Below are 16,831 nucleotides of genomic sequence, written 5' to 3'. Positions count from 1 at the left end.
GAACTAGTACATAGCCATTCTCCCTATGAAAATGGCCTTGTCGTCAGAAGGGTCACCTTGATTCGGGTCAATTTGACTTGGGTCAAAGTTTTTCAAAACCCGGAATCGTACTCTCCCCCCATTCGTGTTTCTAACCCTGGGAGATCGTACGTGGATACATCACTGAACTACAACTACAAGGTCGTGAAGCAATTCGCGATCGCTACTGTAGTGTGGGGCGTGGTGGGCATGTTGGTCGGCGTTTTCATCGCTGCACAACTAGCCTGGCCCGCACTTAACTTCGACATCGCGTGGCTAAGCTACGGTCGCTTGCGTCCGTTGCATACCAACGCTGTCATTTTTGCATTCGGCGGTTGCGCGCTGTTTGCTACGTCGTACTACGTCGTCCAGCGTACCAGCCAGGTACGCCTGTTCTCCGACACCCTGGCCGCCTTCACCTTCTGGGGTTGGCAGCTTGTCATCGTCGCCGCGGCCGTCTCCCTGCCGCTCGGTTTCACTTCGGGCAAGGAATACGCCGAACTCGAATGGCCGATCGACATCCTGATCACATTGGTCTGGGTTTCTTATGCCGTGGTGTTCTTCGGCACGCTGGTCAAGCGCAAAGTACCCCATATCTATGTGGCTAACTGGTTCTTCGGCGCCTTCATCCTGGCGGTCGCGCTTCTGCACGTCGTCAACAGCGCTGCGATCCCGGTCACCATGACCAAGTCCTACTCCGCCTACGCTGGCGTGCAGGACGCGATGATCCAGTGGTGGTATGGCCACAATGCGGTGGGCTTCTTCCTGACCGCAGGCTTCCTGGGCATGATGTACTACTTCATCCCGAAGCAGGCCGACAAGCCGGTGTACTCCTACCGCCTGTCGATCGTGCACTTCTGGGCGCTGATCTTCACCTACATGTGGGCGGGTCCGCACCACCTGCACTACACCGCGCTGCCCGACTGGACCCAGTCGATCGGCATGGTGTTCTCGCTGATCCTCCTGGCACCGTCCTGGGGCGGCATGATCAACGGCATCATGACCCTGTCCGGCGCATGGAACAAGCTGCGCAACGACCCGGTCCTGAAGTTCCTGATCGTTTCGCTGTCCTTCTACGGCATGTCGACCTTCGAAGGCCCGATGATGTCCATCAAGACCGTGAACGCGCTGTCGCACTACACCGACTGGACCGTCGGCCACGTGCACGCTGGCGCCCTCGGCTGGGTCGGCTTCATCTCCATGGGCGCAATCTACTACCTGCTGCCGCGCCTGTTCGGCAAGAAGGAAATGCATAGCACCCGCCTGGTCGAAGTCCACTTCTGGGTGGCGACCATCGGTATCGTGCTGTACATCGCAGCAATGTGGATTGCCGGCGTGATGCAGGGCCTGATGTGGCGCGCGGTCAATGCCGACGGCACGCTGACCTACACCTTCGTCGAGTCTGTGAAGGCGACCTATCCGTACTACGTGATTCGCTTCGGCGGCGGCCTGCTGTACCTGACCGGTATGGTGATCATGGCCTACAACACGTTGATGACTGTGCGCGGCGGCAAGACTGTTGATGCACGCATCCCGGCCTACGCGTCGCACGCTTGAATCAAGGAGCAAAAATGAAGAAATTTACCCATGAACTGATCGAGAAGAACCCCTGGCTGATGATCGCGCTGGTTCTGCTCGTGATCAGCGTCGGCGGCCTCGTTGAAATCGTGCCGCTGTTCTTCCAGAAGTCGACCACGGAACCGGTCGCGGGCCTGCAGCCGTACTCCGCGCTGCGCCTCGCCGGCCGTGACGTGTACATCCGCGAAGGCTGCTACAACTGCCACTCGCAGATGATCCGTCCGTTCCGCGCCGAGACCGAGCGTTACGGCCACTACTCGGTCGCCGCCGAGTACGTGTACGACCGCCCGTTCCAGTGGGGTTCCAAGCGTACCGGTCCCGACCTGGCACGCGTTGGCGGCCGCTACTCGGACGAATGGCACCGTACCCACCTCGACAATCCGCGTAACGTCGTTCCGGAATCGAACATGCCGAGCTATCCGTGGCTCGCCACCACCAAGGTCGACCCGCAGTCCGTCGCACCGAAGATGGTCGCGCTGCGCAAGCTGGGTCATCCGTACTCTGACCAGGAAATCGCAGACGCAGCGAAATCCGTCGAAGGCAAGACCGAACAGGACGCGCTCGTCGCCTACCTGCAAGGCCTGGGCATCCAGATCAAGGCGAAGAGGTAATCATGGGCTTCGAATCTTTGATCATGGACGCGCGCAATATCGTGACCGTGCTGAGCTTCCTGACTTTCATCGGTATCGTCTGGTGGGCATACAGCGCGCGTCGCAGCGCAGACTTCGAAGCGGCAGCCAACCTGCCGTTCGCTGACGAACAAATGCAAGCTGCGGAGAAACAACATGGCTGACTTTACAAGTGAATTCTGGAGTATTTACGTTGCGCTGCTGACGATCCTCGGCATCGCAGGCTGCGCCCTCCTGCTGTGGCAGCAGTCGCGCGTCAAGATCGTGGTCGAGGCGGGCAAGGAAGCCGACACCACGGGCCACAGCTGGGATGAAGGCCTGTCTGAGCTGAACAACCCGATGCCGCGCTGGTGGATGTGGCTGTTCTACATCACCATCGTCTTCGGTGTGGTCTATCTGGTTCTGTACCCCGGCCTCGGCTCGTTCAAGGGCAAGCTGGGCTGGGAATCGCGTGGCGAGTACCAGGAAGAGCTGAAGAAGGCAGACGCCGACTACGGCCCGATCTTCGCCAAGTACCAGGCGCAGGACCTGAAGACCGTTGCAGCCGATCCGCAGGCGCACGCCATGGGCGAGCGTCTGTTCCTGACCTACTGCGCACAGTGCCACGGCTCTGACGCACGCGGCAACAAGGGCTTCCCGAACCTGACCGACAAGGACTGGCTGTATGGCGGCGACCCCGAAGTCATCAAGACGACCATCATGAACGGCCGTAACGGCATGATGCCTCCGATGGGTGCCGCAGTGGGTGGCGACAAGGAAGTGGAAGCGGTTGCGCATTACGTGCTCAGCCTCTCCGGTTCGACTGCCGACCCGATCAAGGCTTCGTTCGGCAAGGAGAAGTTTGCCGCCTGCGCAGCCTGCCACGGCCCGACCGGCCAGGGCAATCCGGCGATGGGCGCTCCGAACCTGACCGACAAGACCTGGCTCTATGGCGGCGGCGCGGAAACCATCATGGAAACGATCCGCAAGGGCCGTACCGGCACGATGCCGGCCTTCAACGAGTTCCTGGGTGAAGGCAAGGTGCACCTGCTGGCTGCTTATGTCTGGAGCCTCTCCAACAACAGCACCTCGGTGGCACAGAAGTAATTAGAGAATCTCGGCTCTAATCGCATGGCGGCAGCGAAGCTTGCCGCCGCCATGCTTATTACATAAGGTACCATTCCGGTCTCTTATGTAATAAAGATCAAGCGAGTCAATCAATGAGCGAACCTGCACCGAAGGTTTCCGTCATTCGGATGTACAAGGCGCGCGAAGAAATCTATCCGCGCGAAATCAAGGGTTGGTATGCCAGCTGGCGCTGGGTCTGCGTCTGGCTGACGCAGATTGTGTTCTACGGACTGCCATGGCTGTCATGGAATGACCGGCAGGCCGTGCTGTTCGACCTCACCGCCCGCAAGTTCTACCTTTTCGGCGTTGTGCTGTGGCCGCAGGACTTCATCTATCTTGCGCTGCTGCTGATCATCTGCGCATCCGCGCTGTTCCTGTTCACTGCGGTCGGCGGGCGTCTCTGGTGCGGCTACTCGTGTCCGCAAACGGTCTACACCGAAATCTTCATGTGGATCGAGAGCAAGATCGAGGGCAACCGCAGCCAGCGCATGCGTCTCGACAAGCAACCGATGTCGGCGTCGAAGTTCGCCAAGAAAACCGCCAAGCATCTCGCATGGGGTGTGTTCTCGCTCTGGACCGGTTTCACGTTCGTCGGCTACTTCACGCCAATCCATGAGTTGTCCGCATCGGTGATGACGCTCGGTCTCGGCCCCTGGGAATGGTTCTGGGTGCTGTTCTACGGCTTCGCCACCTATGGCAACGCCGGCTGGATGCGCGAGCAGGTGTGCATGTATATGTGCCCGTATGCGCGTTTCCAGAGCTCGATGTTCGATCCCGACACGCTCATCATCACCTACGACAAGGAACGCGGCGAGCCGCGCGGCGCGCGCAGCAAGTCGGCAGGCAAGTCCTCGCTCGGCGATTGCATCGACTGCTCGATGTGCGTGCAGGTCTGCCCGACGGGCATCGACATCCGCAACGGCCTGCAGTACGAGTGCATCGGCTGCGCAGCGTGTATCGACGCCTGCAACTCCGTCATGGACAAGGTCGGCGCACCGCGCGGACTGATCCGCTACTCGACCGACAATGCGATGCGCAACAAGCTGTCGGACAAGGAAATCCGCAAGCGTGCGACGCGACCGCGCGTGCTGATCTACAGTGCGATCCTGCTGGTTATCATCGGCGTGTTCTTCGGCTCGCTGTACACGCGCACGCCGCTGAAGATGGATGTGATCCGCGACCGTGGCTCGATGGGGCGCGAGGTGGAGGACGGCATGATCGAGAACGTGTACCGCCTGCAGATCATGAACACCGACGAGAAGCCGCACAAGTACAAGCTGAGCGTGTCCGGCGTCGAATCGATCGCACTTTCCACACCGGAAGTGGTCGAACTGAACTCGACCGAATCGCGTGCAGTGCCCGTGCGAGTTCGCGTCGGCCCGGGCAAGGGTGAAAAAGGATCCAACAAGATCACATTTGAATTGCAGGCCATCGACGACGAGCGCCTGCACGTGAAGGAAAAAGCGGTATTCATCGTGCCGCGTTAAGGAGATGACATGCAAGCTGCAGCCATGCCACCGAAAATGAATGAACAACAGCCCTGGTACAAGCATCGCTGGCCCTGGCTGTTGATGCTGGGGCCCGCAGTCGTTGTCGTGGCCGGCATCTACACGACTTACCTCGCCGTGTCCCAACAGGATGCGCTGGTGGTCGACGACTACTACAAGCAGGGCAAGGCAATCAACCAGGACCTGAGCCGCGACCGCAAGGCAGCGGCGATGGGACTGAATGCTTCGCTGCGCTTCGATCCGGCGAGCGGAAAACTGGTCGGGTCGATCAGCAGCCAGGCGCAGCCGTTCTCCGGCAAGCTGTACGTGAACCTCGTGCACTCGACGCAGCCGATGAAAGATTTGAAACTCGAGGCAACGGCAGACCAGCAAGGCCAGTTCGCCATTGCAGTGCCTCTTCTCGATATCGCGCGCTGGAATGTGGTGGTCGAAGGCGAGCAGCGCGACTGGCGCCTTGCTGGCGAGTGGATGTGGCCGCAGCAGAAGCAGGTTGATATGAAGGCGGACCAGACGGTCCAAAGGTAACTCCGAAGTAGGATATTGTCTTACGTCTGGCAACAAATTCAATGCTGGTGCACAATATCCGCAGCACGATCGTTCTCATTCTCGTGAATGAGGTTCCCGAAATCGGGAATGTCAATAGTTCGAAAGTGGGAATGGTGACCAGTGCTAAATCCCGGTACAGCTTTACACCGATTGTTCGGAGTGAAAGGAGGGTAGGTTGATGGCGCGACTGATGATGGTCGTCTTGTGGCCGTCGTTTCTGGTGGCGATCGTTGCGGAGGGATTTTTCTTCTCGATGTTCGACCCCTACGACCTGTCGCTGTTCGGGACATATCCGGACATCAAGCCGCTGGCGGTCTACAGCATCGGGTTCTTCTGCTTCTGGCTGTTCTGTTCACTTGCCAGCATGCTCACCTTCTACCTGATGGCCGTGCCAAACGAGGCGCCCGCAGGCCGGCGCAACTTCCGGGGCTTGTAAAAAAACAAAGGCGAGGGCGCCATGCGCCGCTCGCCTTCTTTTTGGCCGCTACCGCGCGTTCAGGCGCAGGACTGCGTGCCTTGGGCGACTGCCTTGAGGGTGGTCGGGTCGAGCAATTCCAGTTCGCGGTTGTTCACCTTGATCCAGCCCTGCTTCTTGAACTTGGACAGCAGGCGGCTGATGCTTTCAATGGTCAGGCCGAGATAGTTGCCAATCTCTTCACGCGTCATCCGCAGCTGGAAGCTGGTGGACGAATAGCCGCGTACCGAATAACGTGCGGACAAATTCGTCAGGAAGGCTGCGAAACGCTGTTCCGCGCGCATATTCCCCAACAAAAGCATGACACTTTGCTCACGGGTGATTTCCTGGCTCATCATCCGGTGGAAGTGATGCAGCAGGGTGGGCATCTCGGCGAACAGCGCTTCCAGGCGGGCGAACGGGATTTCGCAGACTTCGCTGTCTTCCAGCGCGATCGCGTTGCAATGGTGGCGGTCCGTGCTGATGGCATCCATGCCGAGCAGCTCGCCGGCCATCTGGAAACCGGTGATTTGCTGATCGCCGCTCGGGTTGATCTGATGCGTCTTGAAGTGGCCCAGGCGGATGGCGTACAGGTTGGTAAAGGGATCACCCACGCGGTACAGGTGCGCGTCGCGCGGCACCTTGCGGCGGCGGCCGATGATCTGGTCCAGCTTCGCCATGTCCAGCTCGTTCAATCCCATCGGCAAGCACAGCTGATGCATGCTGCACGCCGAGCAGCGGGCGCGAAGCTCATGCACGGTAGCGGTCGGCTGCTGCACTTGCTGGGGCGGGAACGGGATGGTTTGAGTCATGTCGGCAGGATTTAGGCGGTGCAGGATCATTTTCGAGCCCTTTTCCAAACTTTAGGAATAATTGCTGTTATGGCCTTGAATTGAGCCAGGTCAAGCAATGTCATGCAAACCCCGTGCCAACTCACCCAAAACGGGTGAACAGGATGGCAATCCTGGCGCATCTTGCGGAATTGGATTCGGGGCGGGGGTCGATAATGTACCTCATTCCGCAAATGCTTGCGCCCAACTACCCATATCCGCAGGGAGACACATGCTGACCGAACGCGAGATCGAAAGCTGCTATCTGGGACAATTCATCCCGCTGCACTACCACCACAACATGCTGATGGACAGCCGCCGTATGGACGGCTTCAAGGCTGCCATCAACGCTGCCGTGTTTCCGGGGGCGAAGGTGCTGGAGCTTGGCGGCGGCACCGGCGTGCTGTCCTGGTTTGCCTCGGCCAAGGCCGAGAAGGTCTGGTGCGTGGAGTTCAACCCCGAGCTTGTGGCCGAGGCACGCCGCCTCCTGGCGAGGAACAAGGGCGGCGACAAGGTCGAAGTCATCCATGCCGACGCGTTCGAATACCTGCCACCCGAGCCAGTCGACGTCGTGATCTGCGAAATGATCCACGTCGGCATGCTGCGCGAAAAGCAGGTGCAGATGATCGAAGCGTTCAAGCGCCGCTACCGCGCGCGCTTCGGCGGCAAGCTCCCGGTTTTCCTGCCGGAGGCTGCCATCATGGCAGTGCAGCCGCTCCAGCAGGCGTACGACTTCCATGGTTACCAGGCGCCGATCGTCCAGTTCCAGGAGCCCTCGCACATCCAGGCCGGCAGCGTCGAGCTGGCGCAGCCTGCTGTATACAGTGTCCTCGACTTCAGCCAGGACACTTCCGAAATAATCCAGTGGGAAGGGTGTTTCACGATGACACAGTCCGGCTGTGTCAATGCGCTGCGCTTCATCACCAAGAACATCCTGACCGTGCTCGTGAAGCAGGGCACGACCATCGACTGGCTTAACCATTACATGGTGCTGCCGTTGGGCGAACCGGTGCAGGTTGTAGCGGGCGACACCCTGCGCGTCAGCTTCCAGTATCGCGCCGGCGGATCACTGCCGTCGCTGCAGCAGGCGATGCGCGCGGAATGCGTCGTCGTCGACGAACGCATCCCGGCCTACGCCTGATTACTTCTTCAAATTAAGGAAAATATTCGCCGCGAAGACCAGGATTCCGAGTGCGGCGACGATTTCCGAAAACGCGAGCACGGGGATGAGGCCGCGCTGGCCGCCGATCACGAAGGCCAGCGAAACCGCCATCACCGGCAGCGAAATGTTGTGCAGCCAGAAGTGCGCCTTCGCGAGTTTGCTCGCTGCCGCTTGCGGAAATACGCTGTAGACAAGTCCCGCCACGGCCATTGTGGCCCAGCCGAGCAGGTTGATGTGCGCGTGGACCGGTCGCATGGTGAAGTCCTCGCTGGCCCCCATCATGATGCCTAGCCCGACCCCGACGATCAGGTACAGGACGGCAAGCTTCAGCCAGAGCGCGCCGGCGGTGGAAAAGGCGGGTTGAGTTTGGGCGAGGGACGGAGTGGTGTGCATGATCGTTCTTCCTTTCTTTTTCAGACGAGTTGTTCTTCCTTGACGGCGGCGGTGTGTCCAGCGAGTTGGAGTGCGGCGGCCACGACAGCGTCCGGCTGAGGCATGAAGGCCTGTTCCAGTACATAGCTCGAAGGCGTGGGTGCATCAGGCCCGGTCAGGCGCATGACGGGCGCCTTCAGCGAACTGAAAGCATGTTCTGCCACGATCGCGCTGATCTCGGCGCCGACACCGCACATGCGGCTCGCCTCATGGACGATGAGCAGCCGGCCGGTCTTCCTCACCGAACGCAATATCGTTTCCTCGTCGAGGGGCTTGAGGGTGCGCAGGTCGATCACTTCCGCATCGATGCCGCGCTCTTCGAGCTGTGCGGCCGCCTGCATGCAGGTATCGACCATCTTCGCGTAGGAAATGATCGTGACGTCCGCACCCTTGCGCCGCACTGCGGCCTTGCCGAGCGGGACGACATGTTCACCGTCGGGCACGTCCCCCGAGGCATGAACAAGCGGCATGTCGACGAAGAAGAGCACCGGGTTGTCGTCGCGGACCGCGGACTTCAGCAGTCCTTTGAAATCGGCGGCATTCGACGGCATCACGACTTTCAGTCCAGGGCTGTGCACGAACCAGGCTTCGAGGTTGTGGTTGTGCTGCGCGCCGACGGTCCATCCGCTTCCCGTCATGGAAAGTACGACCATCGGGAATTCGAACTGGCCTCCCGACACGTAGCGGAGTTTGCCCGCGCTGTTGACGATCTCGTCCATCGCAAAGCAGAGGAAGGGCGCGAACAGCATGTCGACCACCGGACGCAATCCGGTTGCCGCGGCACCGGCCGCCGTTCCCGCGATGATGCCTTCAGCGAGCGGCGTGTTACGAATGCGCAGCGGACCGAATTCCTTCGCCAGTTCCTTGCGCTTGGTCGCGACACCTTCGCCGAACATCAGCACGCGCGCGTCGCGGCGCATTTCCTCGGCCAATGCGTGTTCGATGGCTTCATTGACGGTAATGTGTGGCATGGTGGTACTCCTCAAGCGTAGACGTCGGTAGTGAGTTCGGACGGGACAGGGAAGGGTGAGGCAGCAGCGAAGGCAGCCGCGCGTTCCACTTCCGCGGCGATGCGCTCTTCCATCAGCGCGATGTCATCCGCTTTCAGTGTTCCATTCTTCAGAAGGCGTTCGCGCGTCATGACGACCGGGTCTTTCGCGCGCCATTCCGCCAGTTCCCGCGCGTCGACATAGGACTGGTCGTCCGGCTCGAAATGGCCGCGCAGGCGATAGGTATAGGTTTCCAGCAGGTAGGGCTTGCCGGTCTTGCGGATATGCGCGACGGCTTCCACCGCCGCAGCATGGACCGCCTCGACGTCATTGCCGTCCACGGTGCGGGTGGCCATGCCGTAGCCTTTTGCCCATTCGCTGACGTGGTCGATGTTCATGGTTTCCTTGCGGTGCACGAAGGCCTGCCACTGGTTGTTTTCGCAGACGTAGAGAATGGGCAGGTCCCATACCGATGCGAGGTTGAGCGATTCATGGAAGATGCCTTCACAGGCAGCGCCGTCGCCGAAGAAGCAGGCGACGATGCCGTCCTGCCTGAGCATCTTGGTCGAGAGCGCAACGCCGGTGGCCAGGGAGAGTTCGCCGCCGACGATGGTCGACGTCAGGACGACGCCCAGTTCCTTCGCGGAGATGTGCAGCGAGCCACTCTTGCCCTTGCAGTAGCCGGTGCTGCGACCCATCACCTCGGCCATCATGCGGCCCGCGTCGGCGCCGCGCGCGAGCAGGTGGCCGGCGCTGCGATGGTTGGTCAGGATGCGGTCGGATGCGCGCAGGGCGCGCACGACGCCGACCGCCGACGCCTCCTGGCCAACGGCGGTGCAGGTGCCCGCCATGCTGCCGGCGGCCTGCAGCGCGGCCGCTTTTTCTTCGTATGCCCGGATCAGCATCATGCATTCGAGCATGGATGCGGGGCTGCCCTCGGTTGTAGTGTGATTCATGAATGTCCCTCTTCAACGGTTCGGAATCGAGGGACGAAGTCTAAATCGCGAACCGGCGCAGCAGCACGGCCCGGAACGGGCTTAAGATTTTTTTAAGATGAATTGAATGAAGTTTTAGGAAAGCCCGCAGCGAAGGTTTCCGCGCGGATGCATTCAGGGCAGGTCGACGTTGTCGTCGTGCATGAGCCGGGCGATCTGCGCTTCCCAGGTCTTCAGCTCGGCACGGTAGCGCTCCATTGCCAGCGCGTGCAGGTCGAACACGCAGGGCTCGCAGCCGCTGCGGCAGCAGTCGCCATCTTCGGGCGGTTCGGGCGGCAAGGGTTTGGGCGGCAGGTCGGGAAAATCGTGTGTCATGTCGGCGGCCGGGCGCAAGGGTTGGCGCGCCCGAACCGCGATTTTAGCGTGCTTCAGCCGTCAGCGTTGATCTTCGCCACCAGCTCCTGCAATACCTGTTCGGCCTTGTCGTTGTCCACCTGGCAGGTGCCGGCGTTCTCGTGCCCGCCGCCGCCGTACTTCAGCATCAGCTCGCCAATATTGGTCTTCGAGCTGCGGTTGATGATCGACTTGCCCGTGGCGAATACCGTGTTCTGGTTCTTCAATCCCCACAGCACATGGATCGAAATGTTCGTTTCGGGGAAGAGGGCGTAGATCATGAAACGGTTGCCGGCGTAGATCGTTTCCTCTTTGCGCAGGTCGAGCACGATGAGATTCTTGTGGACGGTGGAGCAGCGCGTGAGCTGATCCTTGAATTTCGCTTCGTGTTCGAAATACAGGTTCACACGCTCCTTCACGTCCGGCAGTTCCATGATCTGCTCGATGCTGTGGTTCCTGCAGTAATCGATCAGGTCCATCATCAGGTTGTAATTGGAGATGCGGAACTCGCGGAAGCGGCCGAGCCCGGTGCGCGCATCCATGAGGAAGTTCAGCAGGTCCCACTTCTCGGGATGCAGGATTTCGTCGCGGTTGAACTGCGCCGCGTCCCCCTTGTCGACGGCGGCCATCATGTCGTTCCATGCGGCCGGGAAGGCGATCTCGCCGCCGTAATAGTCGTAAACGACGCGGGCAGCGGAGGGCGCGCGCGCGTTGATGATGTGGTTGGTCTTGCCGCCCGCGTTGCGCAGGGTTTCGGAAAAATGGTGGTCGAAGGCGAGATGGGCACCCGGCACGTAGGGCAGGTTGGTGGTGATGTCGCGATCGGTAATCTCGATCTTCCCGTCCTGCATGTCCTTGGGATGGACGAACTTGATGTCGTCGATCATGTCGAGGTGCTTGAGCAGCACTGCGCAAACCAGTCCATCAAAATCGCTGCGCGTCACAAGGCGGTATTTCTGGTCTTCTGCAGGCATGGAGGCTCCTTGGCCGGAAAACTGCGGTCTCTGAATATGTTTTTCGCAACGCCTATCCATCCGGGCGCTGCCGTGGAGAAATATTACGCCTGCCGCCGTGTTGGGGACAAGTCGTTGACGGGGGAAATTTCAGTCGCTCAAGCGGCGTGCAAGGTCAGCGGGCGTTCGACGCAGAGACGAAAACGTCCACGACCGGTCTTCTCGATGCGGATCGGCGCGCTGCGGTCCACCAGACGTTTTCCGAGCAGGATGAGGCGCGCTTCGAGGTTGTCGCTGACGTCGGGCAGGCGTACGCGCGCGTCGAGGCGCAGTTCTCGGTTGGTGAATTCCGAACGGCCCTTGTCGAAGAAATCGCGCAACAGCGTCCACAGGATGGAACCGGCGACACCCTTGATCAGGTAATCGTCGCCGAGGAACACGCTGTCGTTTTCCGCGAAATGGCGTACCACGAGCGGCGCACCTTCCTGGCGCGGCGGTGCAGGAGGCGGCGCCGCCGCGTCTTCGCCCGCGTCGGCCGCGGCTGCCTGCAGGATTTGCATCGCCATGCCGAACTGGACGGCGACGCTGACAAGCACATCCTCGTCGTCGTAGGCAAAGCGGAGATCCAGCGGACTTTCGACATAAAGCACGCCGAGCAGGCGCTGTGCGGCAGTGAACGGTACCGCGAGCTGGCTTCGCGGCGACGGAAGTCCGGGCAGCGGGATCGCCGTTTCCAGGGCGCATGCCCATTCGCTGTTCTCGGCGCTTTCGCGCACGGCACGGCTGTAGGCGTACTCGGACGTCATGTGCCCGATGCGGATCGGGGTGCGTTCACGCGCGGCGACGCCGATCACGCCTTGGCCGAGCGGAATTTCAGAACCAGCGCCCGATTCCTCGTACCCCATGCTCGCGACCGTGTAGAGGCGCGATCCCGGCTCATCGAGCAGGAGAAGCATCGCGTGATGGATATTGAATTGCTGCCTCAGGCAGGACAACAGTTCCGCCATGAGGCGTTCGAGATCCGTGCAGGCTGCCAGGCGGGCAGTCGTGGTACGCAGTGCCGACAAGAGGTTGCAGGGTGGCACAGGCGCCGGAAGCGATTCGCCGGCCAGTCGCTCCACAGCAAGCACCTTGTACACGTCCGAACCAAGGAGCCGGAAGACGCCGCCCATTCCGGTGTGGGATGCAATGCCTGCAAGCTTCGCCCGCATCACCTCGAACAGCGGTCCGGACGTTTCGGTATGCAGGTACTGCAGCGTCAGCCGGTACTGCGCGACGGTGACAGGATGCGTCAGGATCAACGAGGCCCGGGGATTGGCCATGATGTTCTGACGCGTCTTGTTGAAGAACTGATAAGACAGCGCGACATGGTCGCCATCGACAAATTGCACTTGCGACAAGTAGGCGAGATTGGGGGTGCCGTCCGGCGACGCGGTCGACATCGTTGCCGGGACGACGCCTTCGAAGCACTCACGTATCGCTTCCAGCCGAATCGTCATGCTGTCCTCGCCAGTGGTGCACCCGCCTTCGGCCCGGGTGTCTGGGAGTAGGCTTCCGCCGGGGTGAAACGGATGCCGGCAATCTCGGCCGCCGGGAACGCCAGTAATGTGCCGATCATCGCGTGCTGAAATCCGATCCGCCCCAGTTCCTGTGCGAATGCCTCGCGGTATGCCACGACCAGATCGAGATCCCCCGCCTCGAGCGGGACCTGCACCGCGTCGCGTCCCTTGACCTGTACGGTGCGATGCGTCGTCGGCTCGGTAAACACCGCGGCCACCGCGCCGTTCTCGCGGATGCACTGCAGCACCGGCTCCGCTTGCCCCACTGGCACGAACATCGTCACTTGCCGCCTGTCGGGAGAAATGCGGCAGCCAATTGCGCGTACATGGACCGGCACGGCGTCACGTGTGCATGCGGCGATCCCCATGCTAACGCCAATCTGGAAAAATGCGGCGTGCGCGGCGTCCAGGACAGGTTCATTGGTCACGGTCATAGGGGTGGATGTTTTGTCATGTTTTATCCGACAGATCATACCTTCGAATCCGCCGGTTTGCATTGCCGGGAAAATGCGGCAGGAAGGGTTCTGGTAGAGTGCCGGGATGACTAAACAAACATTGGACCGCATCCTGCAATCGCAGGGATTCGGCAGCAGAAAATGGTGCCGCGAACTGATTTCGGACGGCGAGGTAACGATCGGCGGAACGGTGGTCGACGACTATCGGGCAAGCTTTGAAACGGAAGGACTGGCCTTCACGATTTTCGACGAGGAGTGGGCGTATCGCGAGCGGGTGTACCTCGCGCTGAACAAGCCCTCCAATTACGAATGTTCGCGCAAGCCCAGCCATCACCCCGGCGTTCTCACACTGCTGCCCGAGCAATTCGCCTGGCGCGACGTGCAACCGGTCGGACGGCTGGATCATGACACGACCGGCCTTCTGCTGTTGTCGGATGACGGCGCCTTCATCCATGCGCAGTCCTCACCAAAGCGGCACGTGCCGAAACTGTATCTGGCCACGACGGCCGAGCCGGTCACGGACGAACTGGTCGGCCTCCTGCTGGCCGGTGTGCAATTGCATGACGAGCCGGCACCGATCGCTGCGCGATCCTGCCAGCGCGTCGGCGACCACCAGATGGAGATCATCCTCGAGCAGGGGAAGTACCACCAGGTGAAGCGTATGCTCGCCGCTGCGGGCAACCATTGTGCTGCGTTGCAGCGAACCGCCATCGGCAAGTTGACGCTCGAGCACCTCGGGCTGGAAGAAGGAGAGTGGTGCTTTCTCGATGACGACGAACTCGCGCTGTTGATGTCTGAATGACAGCATCGCAGGGGCAGGACTGTGGCTTTTTGGTAGCGTGGTGACGTGCGTCAATGAATTGAACGGGGTTCCAGTTTCCGGGAAGCTACACAGGCGACATTTGGGAATAATATATATCCCATCGCAAAATCCCCTCGTCGAATGCATGGCAGATACTGAATACAAGCGTCTTTTACAGGCGGCGAAGGAACGCGCGCTGTTGGGGTTACTCTCTGTTGTGCAGCGCGCCATGCAGGATACCGACAAGAACATCGTCGAACTCCTGGCCGGCGCCAAGTCCGGACTCGACCAATCCGCGCTCACCTCCGTACGGCACTTTCTCCGGCAAGACGGGAACGTCTTTCTGCGCCGCATGGACGATCTGTACAAGAACAGCCTCGACCGCGCGATGCAGACCATGTACGTCGACCTGCGTCCGGGCTTGCGCAAGAAGACGGCGGATGAACTGAGCCTCATCGACGACGATGTCGTCACGCACCAGATCGAAGTCGGCCGCCTGACGCAGCGCATGCGTGATGCCAATGAAGAAAACATTGGACGCCTGAATGTGATCATCGCGCAGCTGCACGGCCAGCGCGAGGCCAAGGAGCGCGAGAATCCGTTCCGTCCCTACATCCTTGCCCGTGCGCTCTATGAGGCGATCAAGGAAACGGTGCCGGACGATGCCAAGGCGAAGGTCCTGTTCGAGCACCTGTCCAATGCCCTGGCGCAGCACCTGCCGGGCTATTACGACTCCATCCGGGAAGTGTTCGAGTCATCGGGCGTTACCGGCCGCTTCCAGGCACAGAAGTCACGTGCGGCGCACAACCAGCGTTATTTCGGTGCGCCGGCGATGGATCCGAACCTGAGCGCACGCGTCATGCCGGGCCTGCAGCGCATGCTTGAAAACCTGCAGGGCGTCCCTGCAGGCGCCGGCCCTGCCACGGCGAACGCCGGCCAGGCCGAGTCGGTACAGGATTTCATCCGCCAGATGTTTGCGCCCTCGAAGGCTGTCGCGTTCGGCATGAGCGGTGATTTCCTGAAGTCGCGCGCGAACGAGACCCCGTCCAATCCGCTGGTGTCCAAGCTGCATCAGTTCCAGCACAAGGCGGCCCGGAACGAGCCGATCGTCGACCAGGTCGAATCCGGCAAGAATGCCTTGCCCGCACTGCGCGCGCAAATGGGACTCGACAATGCATCCCTCATGGAGCGGATGACGGTCGACGTCGTATCGATGCTGTTCGAGTTCATCCTCGAGGATGAACATGTGCCGGCCGAGATGCGCCGCCATATCAGCCGTCTCCAGGTGCCGATCCTGAAGGCCGCGTTGCTCGACCAGAACCTGATGCAGGACGATACCCACCCCGCGCGCCTGCTGCTCAACCGTCTGAGCACGGCGGCGGTTTCCGCCAATCCAGCCACCACTGCGGGGAAGACGCTGGCTGCGGAAATCGAGCGCGTCGTCGACAAGGTGCTGGCCGAATTCAATACCGACACCGCGGTGTTCGCGACCTGCGCGAACGAATTCGAAGCTTTCCTTGCCGGCTTCCTGCGCAAGGAAGACAATCAGGCCGCATGCGCCATCCAAGCGGTCGAGGACGCCGAGCGCTTCAGCGTGCTCCTGACGAATGTCACCAAGACGCTGTGCGACGTGCTGGTACCGTTGAACGTGGACAAGCGCGTTTCCGACGTCATCATCCTGGTATGGCCGCATGTGCTCGTGCATGCGGCGTGGGAGGACCGGCTGCGCAACATCGGCCAGGACGATCCGAACAGCGTGTATCGCCAGTTCCATTCCGCGCTGCCCGAACTGGTCTGGAGCCTGCAGGAGAAGTCACCGCAGCAGCGTACCGTGCTCATCCGCCTGCTTCCCGACCTTGTCAAGCGGCTGCGCAAGGCGCTGGAGATCTTCCAGATGCCGGAGGACGATTCGAAGCAGATTCTCGACAACCTCGTCGAAATGCACACCCAGGTACTGCGCAACCCGCCCATGCCCGGCGCACCGGAGCCGGCGTCGCTGGATGACCTGCGCAGGGAATTCGCGCGGCTGGCATTCAGCTGGGAGCGTGCGACGTGGGAAATGCCCGAGCCACCGGCGCCGCGTGAAGACATCATCATGGAAATCTTTGCGCGGCACGGCGCCAATGCGGACCTCAACCTCGGCCTGAATACCTTGTCATCGACGGCGCCCGACCGCGAATTCCTGGCGCAGACCTACCTACTGGGCACGCGCGTGGCCTTCCGCGCCGCCGACGGGACAAACATTCCCGGCCAGCTGGTCTGGATCAGCACCCATCGCTCGCTTTATCTTTTCAAGCAGGAAGGCAAGCCGACGCTGGCGGCCTATTCCCCGGCGGCGCTGCTTGAAGCCTTGCGCGATGAATCCATCATCCCGGTGGAGTACGCACCCGTCTTCGAACGGGCCGTGGAATCGCTGCTGTTCGGCGCCGGTTCGATCTCCAGCGCCGCGTAAACCGAACGTGCCCCGTTTCCGGGGCACGT

The 16,831-nt window shown here is 60.9% G+C and carries 18 protein-coding genes; 10 read left to right on the top strand and 8 right to left on the bottom strand.

Annotation, left to right across the window (positions count from 1 at the left end; genetic code table 11):
- Positions 1 to 150: 150 nt before the first annotated feature.
- The 7 genes from ccoN (at position 151) to ACNOHI_RS12235 (ending at position 5,822) form a co-directional block, all read left to right on the top strand.
- Entirely contained in the window at positions 151 to 1,575 is a 1,425-nt protein-coding gene (gene ccoN / locus ACNOHI_RS12265) for a cytochrome-c oxidase, cbb3-type subunit I (RefSeq protein ID WP_420474955.1), read from the top strand.
- Between the two features lie 14 nt (positions 1,576 to 1,589).
- A complete protein-coding gene (gene ccoO, locus ACNOHI_RS12260) occupies positions 1,590 to 2,207 on the top strand; it encodes a cytochrome-c oxidase, cbb3-type subunit II (protein WP_420474954.1) in 618 nt (205 codons plus the stop codon).
- Between the two features lie 2 nt (positions 2,208 to 2,209).
- A complete protein-coding gene (locus ACNOHI_RS12255) occupies positions 2,210 to 2,389 on the top strand; it encodes a cbb3-type cytochrome oxidase subunit 3 (RefSeq protein WP_420474953.1) in 180 nt (59 codons plus the stop codon).
- Positions 2,382 to 3,311 carry a cytochrome-c oxidase, cbb3-type subunit III gene (gene ccoP, locus ACNOHI_RS12250; RefSeq protein ID WP_420474952.1) on the top strand — a complete coding sequence of 310 codons (930 nt, stop codon included), beginning with the start codon at positions 2,382 to 2,384 and terminating at the stop codon, positions 3,309 to 3,311. Before ACNOHI_RS12255 ends, ccoP begins: the two co-directional genes overlap by 8 nt.
- 113 nt (positions 3,312 to 3,424) lie before the next feature.
- Positions 3,425 to 4,819, top strand: a complete 1,395-nt coding sequence (gene ccoG, locus ACNOHI_RS12245; RefSeq protein ID WP_420474951.1) for a cytochrome c oxidase accessory protein CcoG — start codon at positions 3,425 to 3,427, stop codon at positions 4,817 to 4,819.
- A gap of 9 nt (positions 4,820 to 4,828) precedes the next feature.
- Positions 4,829 to 5,365, top strand: a complete 537-nt coding sequence (locus ACNOHI_RS12240) for a FixH family protein (protein ID WP_420474950.1) — start codon at positions 4,829 to 4,831, stop codon at positions 5,363 to 5,365.
- A gap of 199 nt (positions 5,366 to 5,564) precedes the next feature.
- Positions 5,565 to 5,822, top strand: coding sequence for a hypothetical protein (locus ACNOHI_RS12235; RefSeq protein WP_420474949.1), 258 nt, complete (start codon positions 5,565 to 5,567; stop codon positions 5,820 to 5,822).
- Positions 5,823 to 5,881: 59 nt separating this feature from the next.
- On the opposite strand, the gene fnr is transcribed toward ACNOHI_RS12235, so the two are convergent.
- On the bottom strand, positions 5,882 to 6,652 hold the full coding sequence (fnr, locus tag ACNOHI_RS12230) for a fumarate/nitrate reduction transcriptional regulator Fnr (protein ID WP_420474948.1): 771 nt from the start codon (positions 6,650 to 6,652) through the stop codon (positions 5,882 to 5,884).
- Positions 6,653 to 6,902: 250 nt separating this feature from the next.
- Here fnr and ACNOHI_RS12225 point away from each other — a divergent pair, with 250 nt between their 5' ends.
- Entirely contained in the window at positions 6,903 to 7,811 is a 909-nt protein-coding gene (locus ACNOHI_RS12225; RefSeq protein WP_420474947.1) for a methyltransferase domain-containing protein, read from the top strand.
- Here the strand turns inward: ACNOHI_RS12225 and ACNOHI_RS12220 are convergent, their stop codons facing one another.
- From ACNOHI_RS12220 to ACNOHI_RS12190, 7 genes are all read right to left on the bottom strand, one after another.
- Entirely contained in the window at positions 7,812 to 8,225 is a 414-nt protein-coding gene (locus ACNOHI_RS12220) for a hypothetical protein (RefSeq protein ID WP_420474946.1), read from the bottom strand.
- A 20-nt stretch (positions 8,226 to 8,245) separates the two neighbouring features.
- Positions 8,246 to 9,235, bottom strand: coding sequence for an alpha-ketoacid dehydrogenase subunit beta (locus tag ACNOHI_RS12215; RefSeq protein ID WP_420474945.1), 990 nt, complete (start codon positions 9,233 to 9,235; stop codon positions 8,246 to 8,248).
- Positions 9,236 to 9,246: 11 nt separating this feature from the next.
- Positions 9,247 to 10,209: a thiamine pyrophosphate-dependent dehydrogenase E1 component subunit alpha gene (locus tag ACNOHI_RS12210; protein WP_420474944.1), complete on the bottom strand. Its 963-nt coding sequence runs from the start codon at positions 10,207 to 10,209 to the stop codon at positions 9,247 to 9,249.
- Between the two features lie 153 nt (positions 10,210 to 10,362).
- Positions 10,363 to 10,563 carry an oxidoreductase-like domain-containing protein gene (locus ACNOHI_RS12205; protein ID WP_420474943.1) on the bottom strand — a complete coding sequence of 67 codons (201 nt, stop codon included), beginning with the start codon at positions 10,561 to 10,563 and terminating at the stop codon, positions 10,363 to 10,365.
- 53 nt (positions 10,564 to 10,616) lie between these two features.
- The gene (locus ACNOHI_RS12200) at positions 10,617 to 11,555 is read right to left on the bottom strand and encodes an exopolyphosphatase (protein ID WP_420474942.1); all 939 of its coding nucleotides are present in this window, start codon (positions 11,553 to 11,555) and stop codon (positions 10,617 to 10,619) included.
- A 137-nt stretch (positions 11,556 to 11,692) separates the two neighbouring features.
- The gene (locus tag ACNOHI_RS12195) at positions 11,693 to 13,033 is read right to left on the bottom strand and encodes a GAF domain-containing protein (RefSeq protein WP_420474941.1); all 1,341 of its coding nucleotides are present in this window, start codon (positions 13,031 to 13,033) and stop codon (positions 11,693 to 11,695) included.
- Positions 13,030 to 13,527 carry a hypothetical protein gene (locus tag ACNOHI_RS12190; RefSeq protein WP_420474940.1) on the bottom strand — a complete coding sequence of 166 codons (498 nt, stop codon included), beginning with the start codon at positions 13,525 to 13,527 and terminating at the stop codon, positions 13,030 to 13,032. The genes ACNOHI_RS12195 and ACNOHI_RS12190 overlap by 4 nt, the downstream gene beginning before the upstream one ends.
- Positions 13,528 to 13,633: 106 nt before the next feature.
- Here ACNOHI_RS12190 and ACNOHI_RS12185 point away from each other — a divergent pair, with 106 nt between their 5' ends.
- The gene (locus ACNOHI_RS12185; RefSeq protein ID WP_420474939.1) at positions 13,634 to 14,350 is read left to right on the top strand and encodes a pseudouridine synthase; all 717 of its coding nucleotides are present in this window, start codon (positions 13,634 to 13,636) and stop codon (positions 14,348 to 14,350) included.
- Between the two features lie 145 nt (positions 14,351 to 14,495).
- Positions 14,496 to 16,802, top strand: coding sequence for a DUF1631 family protein (locus ACNOHI_RS12180; protein WP_420474938.1), 2,307 nt, complete (start codon positions 14,496 to 14,498; stop codon positions 16,800 to 16,802).
- Positions 16,803 to 16,831 lie beyond the last annotated feature (29 nt).

The sequence above is a fragment of the Noviherbaspirillum sp. ST9 genome, assembly GCF_048799745.1.
Taxonomy (GTDB): domain Bacteria; phylum Pseudomonadota; class Gammaproteobacteria; order Burkholderiales; family Burkholderiaceae_D; genus Noviherbaspirillum.
The sequence above is the reverse complement of the archived record's forward strand: the minus strand, read 5'-3'. Positions and strand labels throughout refer to the sequence as shown.

Bases quoted from the DNA above. Each gene is read 5' to 3' on its own strand.
- ccoP (WP_420474952.1), top strand. From the start codon at position 2,382: ATGGCTGACTTTACAAGTGAATTCTGGAGTATTTACGTTGCGCTGCTG.
- ACNOHI_RS12235 (WP_420474949.1), top strand. From the start codon at position 5,565: ATGGCGCGACTGATGATGGTCGTCTTGTGGCCGTCGTTTCTGGTGGCG.
- ACNOHI_RS12195 (WP_420474941.1), bottom strand. From the start codon at position 13,033: ATGACGATTCGGCTGGAAGCGATACGTGAGTGCTTCGAAGGCGTCGTC.
- ACNOHI_RS12200 (WP_420474942.1), bottom strand. From the start codon at position 11,555: ATGCCTGCAGAAGACCAGAAATACCGCCTTGTGACGCGCAGCGATTTT.
- ACNOHI_RS12185 (WP_420474939.1), top strand. From the start codon at position 13,634: ATGACTAAACAAACATTGGACCGCATCCTGCAATCGCAGGGATTCGGC.
- fnr (WP_420474948.1), bottom strand. From the start codon at position 6,652: ATGACTCAAACCATCCCGTTCCCGCCCCAGCAAGTGCAGCAGCCGACC.
- ACNOHI_RS12205 (WP_420474943.1), bottom strand. From the start codon at position 10,563: ATGACACACGATTTTCCCGACCTGCCGCCCAAACCCTTGCCGCCCGAA.
- ACNOHI_RS12225 (WP_420474947.1), top strand. From the start codon at position 6,903: ATGCTGACCGAACGCGAGATCGAAAGCTGCTATCTGGGACAATTCATC.
- ACNOHI_RS12255 (WP_420474953.1), top strand. From the start codon at position 2,210: ATGGGCTTCGAATCTTTGATCATGGACGCGCGCAATATCGTGACCGTG.
- ACNOHI_RS12215 (WP_420474945.1), bottom strand. From the start codon at position 9,235: ATGCCACACATTACCGTCAATGAAGCCATCGAACACGCATTGGCCGAG.
- ACNOHI_RS12190 (WP_420474940.1), bottom strand. From the start codon at position 13,527: ATGACCGTGACCAATGAACCTGTCCTGGACGCCGCGCACGCCGCATTT.
- ACNOHI_RS12210 (WP_420474944.1), bottom strand. From the start codon at position 10,209: ATGAATCACACTACAACCGAGGGCAGCCCCGCATCCATGCTCGAATGC.
- ACNOHI_RS12240 (WP_420474950.1), top strand. From the start codon at position 4,829: ATGCAAGCTGCAGCCATGCCACCGAAAATGAATGAACAACAGCCCTGG.
- ccoO (WP_420474954.1), top strand. From the start codon at position 1,590: ATGAAGAAATTTACCCATGAACTGATCGAGAAGAACCCCTGGCTGATG.
- ccoG (WP_420474951.1), top strand. From the start codon at position 3,425: ATGAGCGAACCTGCACCGAAGGTTTCCGTCATTCGGATGTACAAGGCG.
- ACNOHI_RS12220 (WP_420474946.1), bottom strand. From the start codon at position 8,225: ATGCACACCACTCCGTCCCTCGCCCAAACTCAACCCGCCTTTTCCACC.
- ACNOHI_RS12180 (WP_420474938.1), top strand. From the start codon at position 14,496: ATGGCAGATACTGAATACAAGCGTCTTTTACAGGCGGCGAAGGAACGC.